A 15,284-nucleotide genomic window follows, 5' to 3' on the forward strand; every position below is an offset into this window, starting at 1 on the left:
AGCCTTCTCAATAGATATCCATAGCTCCATATATGAACAATCTCGAAGTTTATCTTGGGGCCTTTATCAGTAAGAGATGATAAGAATGATCTCCAAGCCTCATCGTCTTTATTCGGAACCTGCTGTGTTGTAGCAAATTCAATTAGCTTCTTATATCTCTCATAGAACTCCTTATACGTTTGCTTAAGATCTACTTTTTGGTTTCGAAGAACATCCTCCTCCTAGTATAGCTGATCTTGTTCCAGAGCTTAGAGGAGAGGCTACACAGAGCTCTCAGCCTAGCCTCGACCTCTTCGTTTGGCACTAGCCTCAGCCCCACCATCCTCTTCAAAATATCACGCTCGAAGCCTTGACATGCGTAGAGATGGGAGAGACCACCACTATATTGCAAAAGCTATAGGGTAGCCTGCCAAGACCACAGAATAAGGACAAAGAGCTTATAAATATTCACCCAGCTGTAAATATTTAGGTGATTATCTTGGAGGTAAGGGTATGTAGTTTTGATGATGTTAGGAGGCTGGGCAGGCTCCTCTATACATATGGAGGTAAAGCTATAGTTCTATTCTATCACGATGGTAGGGTATATGCTTTTGATAATAGATGCCCCCACATGGGCTTCCCCCTCTCTAGAGGGTCTATAGCGGATGGGATTCTAACGTGTGAGTGGCACCACGCTAGGTTTGATCTTGAGAGTGGGTGCTCCTTCGATGTGTGGGCTGACGATGCTAGGGTCTATAGAGTTAGGGTTGTTGATGGCGATGTCTATGTTGAGATCCCTGACCTCGATGTTGAGGATCGGGCTAGGATTTTTAGGAGGCTTAGGAAGGGTCTTGAGCATGGGGTTCAACTCTTAATAGCCAAGGCCCTTGTATCCGCGATATATTCTGGGCTCGATGTGGATGAGATCTATAGGGCCTCGATAGGATGGGCTATGGAGAGGAATATAGCGTGGGGTGGGGGCCCCACATTCATAGTATCTACGAGGAATATCCAGGGCTATCTAGATAGTGAGAGCCTTATCATGGCGCTTTTGAGGGGGCTGAGTCTATTGTCTAGCGAGGCCTCTGACAGAGCTCCAAGGCCCGTGCTAGATACTTTAGCAGGCCCGGCAACTCCTCTGCCGAGGCTGAAGATCTGGTTGAGGCATTTCGCCGAGGTTAGAGACTCGTTCGGGGTGGAGATGATCCTAGCTGCGATGGCCTCCCACGGCTATGGTATTCGAGATATTGCTGAGGTTTTCTTCAGCGTTGCAACAGATCATTATCTAAGCGATGGGCATGTGGTTGACTTTGCTAATAAGGCCTTTCAATATTTAGAAAACATAGCTGGTAAGCCCGATCCAAATGTTCTGAGGAGCCTGGCACCTCTCCTAGCTGAGGGGAGGAGATATGAGGAGAGCCATGAGTGGAGACACCCAGTAGATCTTGTTGAGATCGTGGATGAAGAGTCTGGTAGACTAGCTGAGGTATTCAGAGCTAGGGGAGACCCAATAGATCCTGGGGATGTGGCTAGCCTTGTCATGGATAATGATCCAAGATCTATTGTAAGGGGCATAACTGGTTTCCTTGAAAAGGGCTTCGATCCAAAGGATGTGGCTCTCGGCGTAGCCTTGGCAGGGGCTCAGAGGATTGCTATGTTCAGCAGCTCAAACGAGATAGGAGACTGGCTAACTGTTCTCCACACATTCTCATATGCAAACGCTATCTACCAGGTGGTTAAAAGGGCTGCTTCCCACGAGGTGTTTAGAGGCGTCTACCACGGAGCCCTCAAAATATACCTAGATAGATTCCTCAACATACCCCCATTCAAGATCCCCAATGGCTCTCCAGGCGAGTCTAAGGAGAAGCTCCTCAAAAGCCTAGTAGATCTTCTGAATAGGAGATATATGATCGATGATGTGGCATATATAGTGGCTGACTACATTGCAAATGGATATGAGGAAGAGGATCTCTTGAGAATTATATGCAGATCAGTAGCTAGGGAGGACGCCGATTTCCACACAATGCAGATGCTCGATGCAGGGATAAGCATCTACAGAGACCTTAGAAGCGATGCCCATAGAAAAATAGTGCTCATCGCAATAGCCAGATACATAGCATCCCAAGCACCAACAGATAGAAGAACAAGCCAAGTAGCAAACATAGCGCTTAAGCTACACATGGGACAATCCCTCCACAGCGACTGACCTCTTAAACCTAGGAGGCGGGTAAACTCTATAAATAATGTAAGCTTTCTAAGGGAAGTAGATATAGCTTTAATAAGATCTACGGATTCTTTACATGATTAGAGGTTAATCTCCAAGGGCTACATGACTCACAATGATCCGATAAAAGAGAGAAATCCCTGCCCATTACCTCTAGACCGGTGATTATGAAAAAAGATAGCCTCCAAGAGAGGGCTGACCCCTACCTACTCTAAGAACACCTCCCTTCATCTAGATAATGTTTACGTTCCCCACTTGCAGAATTTTTAATTAATTTTAATTGGTTTTAATTCTGTAAGTGAGGAGCTCTGTGTACTGAGTTTCTTTATATGTTTAGCTATTGTTATTTTATCCGAGTTTTTTAATGCGTCTGTTATGCTTCACACTTCGATTATGCGCGGCTTTTTATAATATTGAAGTCCCTATCGTTTGTTTTTAATATCGCTCTTGATCTTAGACGTGTTGCTGCATGATATATCTCAGCGTACTCTATTTCCGGCATATATGGTTCCACTGCGTTCCCCTCTCACGGTGCTTCTTCTCCGTGAGGGGGTTAGCCCATAGCCTCTCTGATCACTTCCTCCGGCGATATATCTAGGCTCCTCCTCCTAGCTGTTGCCTTTAAAGCGTAATAATATGCTGGGATCTGGAATGCATATTCCCTGCCTATCCATGGTTCGCTGGGGATTTCAGAGATCTTGTTTGCAGCTGCTATATATATGATTATGTTGTGCCTCAGCATTGCTTTCCAAATGCTGGGGTCGATCCAGCCTATGCCATCTACTCTATCTAGCGATGCCGAGATCTCCTCTAGAGCCTTACCCCTCACCTCTATAGGAAGGCCTTGGGCGAAGCTGCGGATCCCACCTATAACCTCTCCCTCAAGCCATACCTTCAGCCCGCTTTTCCATATCATCCTCAGGGCCCTTGGATTGCCCCCAGCCAGTCTCCAGAGAAGCTCTCTAGACTCTTCATAGCCGATCCCGAGCTCCCTGGCAACTCTATGGTGAAGCCCCATCTGTGATATGAGCTCCTCGTAGGAGATCCTAGATAGATTCCAAATCAAGGCCCAATTAACCTTGCCACCAACCACATGCCTAATCTCCCTCACGAGTGCATCGCTCGTTAGTGCTATAACAGCTATGGATCCTCCTTTCCTTGAGTAATCCCTATTGTACTTTGCCAAGTCATTTGCAAAGCTCTCGAGCCATTGTCTGAAGATGCTTAGATGCTCCTGACTATCTGCCCTCACTTCGTCCAGAACTATCAACACCTTTCTACCCCTCCTAAGCCTGCTTGCTACATAGCTGGCTAGAGTGAAGGTGATGTTGAAGATTGTTGATGTAGAAACTATCGTCACCTGATCTGGGGAGATCTGGGAGTCCCTTATATACCTAGCAATGCTCCCAGCCAGATCCTTAAGGCTCTTGGGTAGATGGAGCACAGACCCCTGAACAGCATCTTCAGGTCTCTTAACAACCATGACATCGAGCCCAGCACCAGCTTGGTCAGCAGCTTCTGAGAGAACCATGAAGAAAGTGCTCTTACCACAGCCCTTGGGCCCATAGAGAACAGTGATCCACCCACCCTCAACAACCCTATCCCACCCCCGTTCGAGGATCTCCTTAGCCTCTCCCTCACGATCCACAAACCTGCCAAGATCGGTCTTATAGCTATGCATCCTATAAACGATCTCATCAGCCATATCCCTATTATCTCTCCGGATCCTCTCCTCTACCTCCACACACCCACCAAGATATAAATATCAAAATAGATATATAGAATCATATTAGCTCCCTTGAGGAGGTGGTCATCAAAAACCAGATCAAAAATAGCGGAAAACTCTTATAAGCCGGATAAGCATCAGAATATTAGAATTAATAGATCCGCAATTCTACTATAGAAGGGAAGGAGCATTTCTCCAACGTCTATCACCTTTGTAACATATGTTACGCAATTCTACTATAGAAGGGAAGGTCGGCTCGTCGAACTGCATCTTCCGCCCCTTACAACAAAAAACACCATGAAAAACAAAACAGTTTAAAGAGGCAATGAGACAAACAACATAGACAAACCGATCTACAAAAAGCTATCCTGGAACAGCCTATAAAGAGGATAAGCTACAGATGAGAAACTAAGATGCTAGGCAAAAGGAGTCTCTACAGATCCTGGCTTGACTATAGTTTTTTTCAGATGCTATGGATACCCAATATATGCTTTTAATCCCAGCTGCCATTAACTTCCTTGGCATGTTTGATGCTGATCTCTTCCCCATCCTGAAGGGCAAGGGTTGCCATGTGGGAGGGTCAAAGTACTCTTTCTTCTTCTATTTTTACTATATATAGCTTTCTAATTAATAGCATGTTCGCTATAGTTAGGGCTATACTCCATATGAGTGTAGAAGATATTAGATAGATAGGATGTGCCTTTTCGATCTCTGACGAAGAAAAGAATGCCATGTAGGATACAGGTAGCTCGGAGCCATAATATGCCTCTCCTGCTAGTAACATTGATGAGGCAAACGGGTTGACATATATTACTAGTGGATCTCTATACTCTAGTAGTAGGTACACGAAATAGCTAAACATAGCTATTACAAGAGGTACGAAGGAGATCATCCTCGTGCTAGATAGCCTCAATATCTTTGTTGATAACAATGATAAGAAGAGCGATAGAGATGCTATGAAGAGACCTACAACTGATATAGCCCCTGGCAGGGCTGCTATGGAAGCTAGTTGTGGGTGCACCTCTAACCCTAGACCATTATATGAGAATAGTAGAGAGGTTAGGAGTACCATTATCCCACCTAAGATTAGGGATAAGATTATGGCCCCAGCATAGAGGGATAATATATATCGCCATAAGCTCAGATTCCCAAACCTTATTAGATATGGTATGCTTGAAACATGATAGTATATAGATGAGACAAGTGTTACACATGAAGATGCTAGCGACACTATGATGGCATACATAAACCATGATGAGACGTATAGGGAGTAGTACTTCTCTATCGTCTCCCTACCCACCTGCCTAGCTATCGATGGTGCCTGGAGATAAGCGCCGAAGGCTATCCATATCACTATAAATACGATCCCCCAGAATATGAGGGGCTTGCTGCTTATGATTCTCCTAGCAACATAGATCGCGAGGTCTATCTAGATCACCAACTATTCTCCATCGCCGCCCTATATATGGAGATATCTAGGTTCATACTATGAACTTCTAAATCGCCTTTTAAGCCTAGAGGATTAGGATATGCCAGAGGAGAATCTATGCTTGAGATAATAGATCTAAATGTTAGATATGGGAGAAGAGAGATCCTTAGAGGTGTAAAATTGAAAATCGATAATGAAAAGGTTGTTGTGCTCGGACCCAACGGTTCCGGAAAGACAACCCTTATAAAGTCGATTCTATCGCTTATTCCATACTCTGGAAAAGTATTTATCGATGGGGTAGAAGTGAGGAGGATAAGGGGCTATATAGGGTTATCAACTAACATAGCCGAGGTATATGGTTTAGGATACCTTGTCAGGGATCTCCTACAGCTATACAGCAGGATCAAAGGAGTGGATAGGGATCTAGCCCTCGATATGCTGGATAGACTTGGGATAAGGGATCGAGTGCTCGATAAACCACTATCTAGACTTTCAGCAGGGGAAAATCTCATGGTGAGAAACGTCCTAGCCCTGGCATCGCATCCAAAGATATATGTTATTGACGAGCCCTTCGAAAACATAGATATGGCGAGAAGAGGAATTATCGCCCGATGGTTCGCGGAATATGCCTCCGAAGGGATCCTAGTCACACACGAGCTGTCCATGTTGAGGGAAAAATCATTCCAAGATTTTAAGGTCTATTTCCTAATAGCTGGAAAACTCCACGGGCCTATAGAAGTTAGAGATCTAGCCGAGCTATGTGTGGTTGAAGGTGCTAGAAGCGATGCTGTTCTTGTGATAAGTGAGGGAGGCTACGCAGTGTCCCTCATAAGATCTGGAGATAGTTGCGATACAAAGCTATATATGGTTGGAAGCGTTAATAAGCTATACGGTGTATCGCTGTGAGAGCATCTGATCTAGAGACGATGCTACAGGTGATCGGAGAGACAGCAGAGAAGATCCTTATTAACAGCTTTAGAAAAGCACTAGGCATATACTATGCTCTATGGGGATTTTATATGCTGATAACATCTATGATCTATTCTGTATTCTATATGTTAGGGATCCGAGATCCAATCATAACTCTTACACCTAGCCTGGCTATTCTGATCGCTTTTATCTACATAACAATGTTCAAGATCTTTACTGGGAATATGATAAATAGAATGACCAGGGTTTTAAAGACCTTCAGAATCCATGATACCAGAGCGTCTAGGAGATCATCAAGGATCTTTTACTTTGTCCTCGCGATCCTAGCTTCCCTATTTATCTATGTTTCTATAGTATCTGGGGAACAGCAGCTATACTACATAGCAATGTCAATATATGTTGCCCCAATCATTGTGAGACACTATAGGATTCTCTATTCAAGCCCGAGGATCATTGAGCCTAAGCACTACGACATAATAGCAATGGTAACGCTGGTCTCGCTGGTTTTTGCACCGCTTATGTTTATACTATACTATGTATTTGTAATAGCGTGGTTCTACGCTAGCATAATGTCCCTATTAGAGGTCATAGAAAATGAATGAAGATCTCTTGGAGCTAATAGAAATACTTGGTACTAGGGCTCTCCAAAACTCATCGAGATTAAGTATATTGATAGCGCTATATGTGCTTAAAAAGGCTATCTTTTCAGATATAGTTAGATATACTGGGCAGCCTAAGAGTTCTGTATATCAGAGCCTACAGATTCTCGAGGATGAAGGACTGGTCATGGTTAGATATGCTATAACATTTAAGGGGCCGAGGAAGGTAATTGAGATAACCAGTAAGGGGGAGTATCTGGTTGAGAGATTATTAGAGCTGGTCTCTAGGCTTAGGACTGGTGGAGTGGCCGAGAGTAGGTAGGCTCCTACTAGATGTTCGTCTCGGGTTTTCTAAGCTGGCAGATCTACTCCTTTAATCTATATCTATTCCAAGGGTGTGGTTCAGAGCTCTCTTGCTACTTTAAAAGGTGAGGGACTCAAAAGCTAGTATCGATCAGTAAAGGCTCTGAATTAATCATAGTTGCATATCCTTGTCCTTATTTCATAGGGGCCTATAACAGCTATTTCGAGCTCTCTCTTATCGAATTCTCCGGGAAGCTTTTCCCAGGGCTCTATATCGCCTGGAACCACTTGGAATATTGGGTGGGGCTTGAAACAGCTGTTACTAGCTATTCTATCTAACCATCTTCTGGATCTGATATATATTTTCTTGAGTAGGTGGAGAGCCTCATATCTCACTTGAGAATCGCTTATAGATATCCTTATAGACGGATCTACTAGTGCAGCATCAAACTTGTCGTTGTCAAATCTATAGCCTTTCGTATACCCTCTAGCCATATGTAGTGGATATAGGTGTTTATAGCCCTTATGGGATCTCTACTTACTCTGAATCTATATAACTGGGATGATTCCTGTATCCCTTAGTATGGCCTTTTATAACTTTGATCGCTAGTATCGATTCCCTCCACAGTGCCACTAGCCCTATAGGGTCTATATATTCAGGATCTATACTCCAGAGTCTCATACAGAACCCCGATCAACATGCGCTATTGGCAATAAAGCTAGTGAGAGATATTTTAACGAAGCATATATGACGCGGCTATAGATAGGGCTATATGGAACAGAGCTGAAGGATATACAGATATATGCCCGCTATATCCCAGTTAAGCAATATATCCCGCCTATAGCCTATACCAAGAAAGGCCAGGAAGTCCATAGCCTTGTCTATATATGGGAATAGCCAGTAGATACTCTCTACAGCCTATCTTAGATAACAGATATGCAGGGGTCGCTGGAAAGGGGATCGATGGCTACAGCGTTATACCATACCATGGTTGATAACAAATAAGGAAGCCACGCCACTATCCAGATATATTCTTTTAATCTCCACCCTATCCTTTGAAAAGGCTGGTCTGTAGCATTATTAATTACCATGCTTATAAGCTTTTAGCTTTTAAATTTCCACATATTCCTGAGTGCTTCTTCAGCTGTTTTGATCTGAGGTCATAAGATGATCTCTACAACTGAAAGCTCCGCCCTTTATGGTGGGGGTGAAATTTCTATATATTCTCGTCTTATTATTATAAGTAGGCCGGGTTTCGGGTTGTAGTCTTTGGCTAAAGCGGCTATTCGATCTACAAGCTCTATGATCTCTGTCTTCGAGGGCTGATAGGAAATATAGATCACTCCATTTTTCACAAGGCTTAGGAAATAGGGTATGGTGAAATCATGGTCTCTGGTTAAAATAGCCCTGCCAAGCCTATTGGATATCTCAACCAGCTCCCTATCACCTAGCCCGCGGGCTCCGATGTCTTGAAGGCGAATGATATCGACTCCGCGCCCGCGTAGGAGGAGTGCAAGCTTTTTAGGTATGTTCTCATCAGCTAGGAGGGTTAGCAATAACGACAACTCTCTTCACAGCTTCAGAGGCATAGCGGAGGGCCTCATAAACAGCCTCCAATGGGATCTCAAGCTCCTCCGATACCTCCTCAGGCTTCCACCCGGCAGCAAGCATGTCTAGAACATCATCCACAGTTACACGAGTCCCCCTAATAGTAGGCCTACCACCACGCCTATCCGGGACAACCTCGAGCCACCTATAACCCTGCAAAACAACCATACCTCTCAATCTCCACCCTATCCTTTGAAAAGGCTGGTCTGTAGCCTATTAGATTGTTGATTACCAAGCTTATAAGCAGTAGGTCTCAACAAGGAATACCCAGGACTGAGCCATAGAATTGCTAGGGTAGTGCTGGGCATGATTGCTAGCAATGATAGGGAGGTTTCGATCATAAGGATCAAGTATAGATCATAGCTCGGCGAGCATTCCAGCATCTCTCAGGACTTCTGAGAGCTCCCTCGGGGGAGTCTGCGAAGCTCAGGAGCTCCTCAACATAGCCCAAAAGCCTCTCACCTCCATCGCCCCTATAGCTCCTCAGAACCCTCTCCAAGGGGTTCTCCAGCCTCGAGATCTCGAACTCGATCCATCTTCTGAGGCCCTGCATCCAGATGGCTACCAGGGTCTCGGGATTTCCCCAGCCAGGCTATTGGCGTAGCTATCCACAGAAGCGGGGTATTTTTGTCCATGTCCCGAGCTCAGCTTATATATGCATCTATATATAGGGATCCTATTCTATATTGCCCTCCCTGATATTCGAATGCATCCGGCGAGTATAGGTATCTAGCATATATATAGCCATTACCAACATATTCAGCCTTTAGTGAAACATATGCTTGCGAATACATATAGAGTCTGTCTGACTTTGTCGCTCCTATAGAGGCCCCTATTATTGATGCTATTGTGGAGATCGCTGAGCATATGGCAGCGCTATAGCCTAGGCTATAGCATAGGATCCCTAGAACGCCTCCTGAGAGGACAAACATTGGTAGGGTTCCGAGCTCACTCTCAACCCTGAATATATCTACTAATACAGGCTTTGAATCGATGATGGTATTACTGGAGAACCAATAATCTCTATAGTGTCTATAAGCTATTTCTAAAACCCCCTGGGAATCATATGGATTAGGATCGACATCTCTCATGGGCTCCATCATGTTGTTGGTTATTATTGGTCTTGCAAAGGTCATGTTAGATTCGACATCAGTCTCATATATAGGATAGCACTGGCTCCAGTCGCAAGAACCCTTATAGAGCTTATATCTAGCGGCTGTGAACTCAGCCTTAAAGCCTATGCCAACAATTGCTGGTGGTGTGAAGTCCAACCCATTTATAAAGCTATAATATGTATCTAGCCATATGTTATCACCTGTAAGCGATATCGAGGACCCGACGACTTTATATCTTATAACCCCCACACCTTGCCTCCCAACGCTGGCAGTTATCATTATATCAATCGATACTGTGGATGTGGATTTAAAGTAGAGTCTCTGCAATATATCATTAGTCTTATACGCTCCTGGGCCATATACATGGGTAACCACTATTGGCATCATATTTGTTGTGTATCCATATACCTCCTTCAAGATCCAGTAGTAGCACTCTAGATCGCACCCCTCGAATATACTCTCAGGAGGCCATGAACTCTGAGCCTTTATATTTTGAGAAGTTGGTGGGGAGGATCTCGAGCTGTTAGTGCCATTATATCCTATCAAAGGCTTTCTCCCCTCGAGATCTTCGATCACCTCCACCGCAACACTCTTGTTGGCAAGTATATCCACAACCCTTATAGGAACGCCTCTAAAGCTCTCATATATGCCGGAGGCCTCGTGAATAGCCCCGACAAGGAGTATTCCTGGGAGAACCATGCCGGGATTATTACCCCTGCTAACAAGGTGATCCCTCCACACCTTTGAGAAGGCTCTAACAACGCTGTAATTAACCTTAACAATGCCGAGACCTCCGTAGAAGCCGAGGTGTTCGAAGCCTCCGTCGGGCATCCAGGCATATACGCTATAGATCACCTTCAGAGGCCTCCCACCCCGATCCTTAACAAATACTATGAACTCAGGCTCGCCCTGCTGTGAATAGCTAGAAACCCTCACCCCCAGAACCCAGTTAGAATAGTATTGATCCCCAGAAGAATATGAGGTACCAAAACCAAGGCTATAGCTAGCAAATATAGAGATTACTAAAATACTAAGTATTAGAGCTCCAAATGGGGTCTTGATAGATGTAACACCCAACAATATCCTCCAAAAGATGTTTTTCATACCATCACCTCCAATATATCTAAACAATGGGAATAGGGCTTGATATCAAAAGATTCAAACCTGATGAAGCTCGAACCTCTAATTCCAACCGTTTCTCCCTAGATGTTCATTCCATTCATTTTATAGTTTATGGTTTCATCTAGGGGTTCTACCTCGCCCAGAGGGCTCTCCTAGCTCATCCCATGGGCTCATGGGTGGCTGTCGAGCCGAACGGCACGCGGCTCCCATCTAGGATCTAGGGTTGGCCCGCCTGGGCTTGAAGCAGAGCTCCCATCACCCAGGCAGACTCTAAATATTATTGCCCACCAACCTATATAAGCTTATCCTCAAAACATCAAAAAGATTCCAACCCCTCCTCTAGGGTGGGGCTTTCTGTTATAAATATTAATTCTCCTTGTTAATCTATTTTGGTAGTATTGTTGAGTGTTGTTGCTGAGGCTATGCTTTCAAGGGTTCTTGATGAGGCTGTGAATAGAATTGCCAAGAAGGTTGCCCAGGGCAAGAAGCTATCCGAGCAAGAGATAGTGATACTATATCTAGACATAATCATGAGATCTAACGAGAAGAGGTTCAACGATCTAAAGGAATATACCGATAAGAAATTCGAAGCAATCGATAGAAGGATCGATGATCTCAAAGAATATGTTGACAAGAAGTTTGAATCACTTGATAAGAGATTCGATGATCTCAAAGAATATGTTGACAAGAGGATCAACGATCTAAAGGAATATGTTGATAAGAGATTCGAGGCTGTCGATAAGAGGTTTGAATCACTTGAGAAGAGGATTGAAGACCTAAAGGGATATGTTGATAAGAGGCTCGAATCATTTGAAAAAAGATTTGAATCCCTCGAGAGGAGGGTGGAGCTCGTATATAACGAAGTGTCATCGATAAAGACAGATATTATTAAGATGATGAAGGAGTATATGGAGAGGCTATATGGTGGGAAGAAGGGCTGAGGAGACAGCTTATGATCTACCATAGCTGAAAGCCTCACCCTTCAGAGAAGGCTTCTCATCTTCTGTGATGGCTTTATATGTTATTTCAATTGTTTTATTCTCGATGATAATGGTTACTACATGTAAGTCTCAGGTGGCTATCCTCTAGCTAACCTATGCTCCCGAGACAGTGATAAAAACCGTAACCCCGTGTCCCTTGAAGAGAGGGATAGGGGTAATGGGCCAGAGACCCCAGCAAAAAGATCTTCTATAGAATTGAAAGGGGAGGAGGTCGACCATGTCCTGACTGTCTCAGGATCCCTCCTACTCCTGATCCACAGCTGGATCGCCTTCTAAAAACGCTGAGATAGACTTACCCTCGAAAAAGGCTTAGCCCTAATCAGCTTCTAGAGATCATCCTTAAAGCTTCTAACCTCAGCAAACCTCCTCCTAGGGGAGGTAGACCCTTTCATTCAGTATGCCTAGGATTACATGAGCAACACTAGAAGACATATAGCTTATAAACACCATCCCCGCCCTAGAGAATAGGCTTTCAATTGTAAAGCTAGAGGAGACCTACAAGAACAATATGAGGGCTATAATGAGCTCCAAAGCCCTTATAATAACAGGTACAGAGTTAGATGTAGAGCCTCATGACATGTTCTGGGTTTTTATTATCTTGATTATAAAGTTTTGTAGCGATTTCTCCGTTAAATCCCACGATACATTGAGGGGTAGCAGACAACACACCAGATGAGAACCCCATAGTGTTGGGCTTAACAGAGCCCCATGGGGTGTGGGTGAAGCTATTGATCCCACACTGAGGGCTAACCCCACTCACATTACTTCTAATTATTTCTAAATATTTTTATTTCTGTGAGTAGGGAAACACCAGCATCTCTAATAGCTATAAATATTGGAACCATGTTTAGAGATGTTCCGAATGTCAAAATAAGGGTTAGGTATTCGTTATAGATCTGAAAGAGGAGATCAGAGGAACCATAGATCGAAAAACCAGATCTTCACTTATAAGCAGAATAAGAAAAATGATACTAGAGAGAAAAACTGATCTGATATAGGATTAAAAGAATCTCTAGGGGTTTCGATTTGCTTGGTGTGGGTAAGATATCTGTGGATCTTCTTGAGAAATATGTTTTGAGGAGAACAGGTGTTCAAGACCCCAGCGTCCTTGTGGGGCCTGGCTATGGTGAGGACGCTGCTATCGTTAAGGTGGGAGATGGGTTTCTAGCTATACATAGCGATCCTATAACAGCTGCTGAGAGAAATATAGGCTGGCTAGCTATTAACGTTGCATCTAACGATGTAGCTGTGAGGGGTGCTAGGCCTAGATGGGCCTCCCTCGTAATCCTTTTGCCTGAGAGGGCCTCAGAAGATCTCCTAGACTCTATAACAGCTGATATAGATAGGGCTTCCAAGAAGCTCGGCATAGCAGTTATCGGGGGACATACAGAGGTTGTAGCTGGGTTTACAAAGCCTGTGGTTGTTGCAACAGTTGTGGGAGAGATAGTTAGAAAACCCATAGCAACATCTGGCGCTAGGGAGGGAGACTCTGTGATCATGACGAAGTCAGCCGGGCTTGAGGGGACAGCTATACTGGCCCAGGATTATAGAGATACCCTGTTAAAGAGGGGAGTCGACCCCTCGGTGCTTGAGAGGGCATCGAGGTTTATAGAGATGATAAGCGTTGTTGAAGAGGCAATTACACTAGCGGAGAGGGATCTTGTGACATCTATGCATGACCCCACGGAAGGAGGTGTTCTAGGGGGTGCTGCGGAGATCGCATACGCCTCTGGGAATGTGATCGAGCTCTGGGAGGAGTCTATACCAGTTGTAGAGGAAACAAGGATAATAGCTAGTGCCATAGGCATAGACCCTCTAAAGCTGATAAGCAGTGGAACGCTGATCTCCACAGTACCCCGGGACATGGCTGAGGAGGCAGTTAAAACCCTGAGGCAGAGAGGTATTGAGGCAAGCATCATAGGCAGGGTATTGGGGAGGGGGTATGGAGCCTATATAGTTAGGAAAGGTGGATATAGAGAGCCTATCCCAAGGCAGGTTATAGACGAGATCTACAGAGTCCCCGAGATACTGGGTAAGCTATAATAGTCATATGATGAAGGCCTCTCCAAGGATAAATAGATTTAGAATGCTATTCACCAGCAACCCTCACATTCCTTATAAGCACGGATGGTGAGGAAACCCTATATCTATGCTCAACCTCCTTGCCAATGAGGGTGAGACCCTTTTCAAGAACCTCGTAGAAGTTTGCAGAGATAACACCCCCGTTCACAGCCCCTCTGATCTCTCCGTTCTCAATTAGATAGGCATTTGTTATTGTAGCATTTAGATTCCCGTTAACGGGGTTTGAGAGCCACTCACCTATGGTTGTGAGCACATATAACCCGCTCTTCGTGCTACTTATCATCTCATCTAGACTCGAATCCCCCGGAGCTATTACTAGGTGGTTAGGCCCTGGAGAGGGTGGGGATGAATATATTCTCCAAGCATTCCCCGTAGAACCTCTATTCTCAGCCTTAGCTGTATAGCTATCATATAGATAGCTCTTTAGAACCCCCTTCTCAACTATAGCCGTCCTCGTAGTTGGATGCCCCTCGTCATCGAAGCTTCTAGATCCTAGGAGGCTTGGCTCTAAACCCTCGTCATAGATTGAGAGACCCTCAGAAGCTATTGCTTTTCCTAGCTTTCTAGCTAGAGGCGATCTGCCTCTCTGCACGGAGAGGGCTGAGATTGCTGGTGATAGCATTGTATTTATAAAGGATCCGAAGACTCCTGGGGCTAGGATGAGGTCGTAGACGCCGTTCCTAGTATGCTGAGATCTTGTGAATGTAGATGCGATGGAACCAACACTTCTCCCAAGCTCCCTTGCCCCGAGATCCCTTATAGATCTCGAGGTTCTATAGTCTCCATATGATCCCTCCTCCCCAGCCTCCCTAGCCTTTGCATGGATATATATCCATGCGGCAGTCTCCTCCCTAGATATGGGGCCTCCATATGTGTTCATAACCTCTATATATACATAGCTTGCAGAGGCCCAACCCCTAACAGGCTTAACACCCCCTGGGACTTCTAGAACACCTGCTATGGCTTCTGAGGCTATCTCAGCCAATCCCTCTGCCTCTATGCTCTTAACCTCCTTATCCATATACCCAGCTTGTGAGGAAGATCCTAGCTTTTCGTTGAAGCCCCTCCAATTGGGATCCTCTGGAATGGATCTCGCTATCGAGATCGCGTTCTCCAGAGCCTCCTCAACCCCCCTAGGGCTTAGATCCTGGGTGCCCACCACAGC

General features: G+C 44.8%; 17 protein-coding genes. 7 read left to right on the forward strand and 10 right to left on the reverse strand.

Features of this window, described 5'->3' with window-relative positions:
- Window positions 1-190 precede the first annotated feature (190 nt).
- Window positions 191-331 (reverse strand): hypothetical protein, encoded by a 141-nt coding sequence (locus QXE01_07965; protein ID MEM4971169.1) that lies wholly within the window; start codon window positions 329-331, stop codon window positions 191-193.
- A 147-nt stretch (window positions 332-478) separates the two neighbouring features.
- On the opposite strand from QXE01_07965, the gene QXE01_07970 reads away from it, so the two are divergent.
- The gene (locus QXE01_07970) at window positions 479-2,185 is read left to right on the forward strand and encodes a Rieske (2Fe-2S) protein (GenBank protein ID MEM4971170.1); all 1,707 of its coding nucleotides are present in this window, start codon (window positions 479-481) and stop codon (window positions 2,183-2,185) included.
- A gap of 571 nt (window positions 2,186-2,756) precedes the next feature.
- Here QXE01_07970 and QXE01_07975 read toward each other — a convergent pair.
- Both QXE01_07975 and QXE01_07980 read right to left on the reverse strand, forming a co-directional pair.
- Window positions 2,757-3,947, reverse strand: coding sequence for an ATP-binding protein (locus QXE01_07975; GenBank protein ID MEM4971171.1), 1,191 nt, complete (start codon window positions 3,945-3,947; stop codon window positions 2,757-2,759).
- A 562-nt stretch (window positions 3,948-4,509) separates the two neighbouring features.
- On the reverse strand, window positions 4,510-5,283 hold the full coding sequence (locus QXE01_07980; GenBank protein ID MEM4971172.1) for a hypothetical protein: 774 nt from the start codon (window positions 5,281-5,283) through the stop codon (window positions 4,510-4,512).
- 192 nt (window positions 5,284-5,475) lie between these two features.
- Here QXE01_07980 and QXE01_07985 point away from each other — a divergent pair, with 192 nt between their 5' ends.
- From QXE01_07985 to QXE01_07995, 3 genes are read left to right on the forward strand one after another with little or no spacing between them, the layout of a single operon-like run.
- Window positions 5,476-6,264 carry an ATP-binding cassette domain-containing protein gene (locus tag QXE01_07985; GenBank protein MEM4971173.1) on the forward strand — a complete coding sequence of 263 codons (789 nt, stop codon included), beginning with the start codon at window positions 5,476-5,478 and terminating at the stop codon, window positions 6,262-6,264.
- Window positions 6,261-6,890: a hypothetical protein gene (locus tag QXE01_07990; protein MEM4971174.1), complete on the forward strand. Its 630-nt coding sequence runs from the start codon at window positions 6,261-6,263 to the stop codon at window positions 6,888-6,890. Before QXE01_07985 ends, QXE01_07990 begins: the two co-directional genes overlap by 4 nt.
- Window positions 6,883-7,209, forward strand: coding sequence for a winged helix-turn-helix domain-containing protein (locus QXE01_07995; protein MEM4971175.1), 327 nt, complete (start codon window positions 6,883-6,885; stop codon window positions 7,207-7,209). Before QXE01_07990 ends, QXE01_07995 begins: the two co-directional genes overlap by 8 nt.
- A 149-nt stretch (window positions 7,210-7,358) precedes the next feature.
- Here the strand turns inward: QXE01_07995 and QXE01_08000 are convergent, their stop codons facing one another.
- The 6 genes from QXE01_08000 to QXE01_08025 form a co-directional block, all read right to left on the reverse strand.
- Window positions 7,359-7,685, reverse strand: a complete 327-nt coding sequence (locus QXE01_08000; protein MEM4971176.1) for a hypothetical protein — start codon at window positions 7,683-7,685, stop codon at window positions 7,359-7,361.
- 43 nt (window positions 7,686-7,728) lie between these two features.
- Window positions 7,729-7,872 (reverse strand): pyrimidine dimer DNA glycosylase/endonuclease V, encoded by a 144-nt coding sequence (locus QXE01_08005; protein ID MEM4971177.1) that lies wholly within the window; start codon window positions 7,870-7,872, stop codon window positions 7,729-7,731.
- Between the two features lie 515 nt (window positions 7,873-8,387).
- Complete coding sequence (locus tag QXE01_08010) at window positions 8,388-8,747, reverse strand: DUF5615 family PIN-like protein (protein MEM4971178.1); 360 nt, start codon at window positions 8,745-8,747, stop codon at window positions 8,388-8,390.
- A complete protein-coding gene (locus QXE01_08015) occupies window positions 8,728-8,967 on the reverse strand; it encodes a DUF433 domain-containing protein (protein ID MEM4971179.1) in 240 nt (79 codons plus the stop codon). The genes QXE01_08010 and QXE01_08015 overlap by 20 nt, the downstream gene beginning before the upstream one ends.
- A 178-nt stretch (window positions 8,968-9,145) precedes the next feature.
- Window positions 9,146-9,352 carry a hypothetical protein gene (locus QXE01_08020; GenBank protein MEM4971180.1) on the reverse strand — a complete coding sequence of 69 codons (207 nt, stop codon included), beginning with the start codon at window positions 9,350-9,352 and terminating at the stop codon, window positions 9,146-9,148.
- A 91-nt stretch (window positions 9,353-9,443) separates the two neighbouring features.
- On the reverse strand, window positions 9,444-11,018 hold the full coding sequence (locus QXE01_08025; GenBank protein MEM4971181.1) for a hypothetical protein: 1,575 nt from the start codon (window positions 11,016-11,018) through the stop codon (window positions 9,444-9,446).
- A gap of 419 nt (window positions 11,019-11,437) precedes the next feature.
- On the opposite strand from QXE01_08025, the gene QXE01_08030 reads away from it, so the two are divergent.
- The 3 genes from QXE01_08030 to QXE01_08040 all read left to right on the forward strand — a co-directional run bounded on the left by QXE01_08030 (window position 11,438) and on the right by QXE01_08040 (window position 14,080).
- The gene (locus QXE01_08030; GenBank protein MEM4971182.1) at window positions 11,438-11,977 is read left to right on the forward strand and encodes a hypothetical protein; all 540 of its coding nucleotides are present in this window, start codon (window positions 11,438-11,440) and stop codon (window positions 11,975-11,977) included.
- Between the two features lie 189 nt (window positions 11,978-12,166).
- Window positions 12,167-12,313 carry a hypothetical protein gene (locus QXE01_08035; GenBank protein ID MEM4971183.1) on the forward strand — a complete coding sequence of 49 codons (147 nt, stop codon included), beginning with the start codon at window positions 12,167-12,169 and terminating at the stop codon, window positions 12,311-12,313.
- Between the two features lie 759 nt (window positions 12,314-13,072).
- Window positions 13,073-14,080: an AIR synthase family protein gene (locus QXE01_08040; protein ID MEM4971184.1), complete on the forward strand. Its 1,008-nt coding sequence runs from the start codon at window positions 13,073-13,075 to the stop codon at window positions 14,078-14,080.
- A 46-nt stretch (window positions 14,081-14,126) separates the two neighbouring features.
- On the opposite strand, the gene QXE01_08045 is transcribed toward QXE01_08040, so the two are convergent.
- Window positions 14,127-15,284: metallopeptidase TldD-related protein (locus tag QXE01_08045; protein MEM4971185.1), on the reverse strand; the 1,158-nt coding region annotated here is incomplete at its 5' end.

Source organism: Sulfolobales archaeon (assembly GCA_038897115.1).
In the GTDB taxonomy this organism is placed as follows: domain Archaea; phylum Thermoproteota; class Thermoprotei_A; order Sulfolobales; family AG1; genus AG1.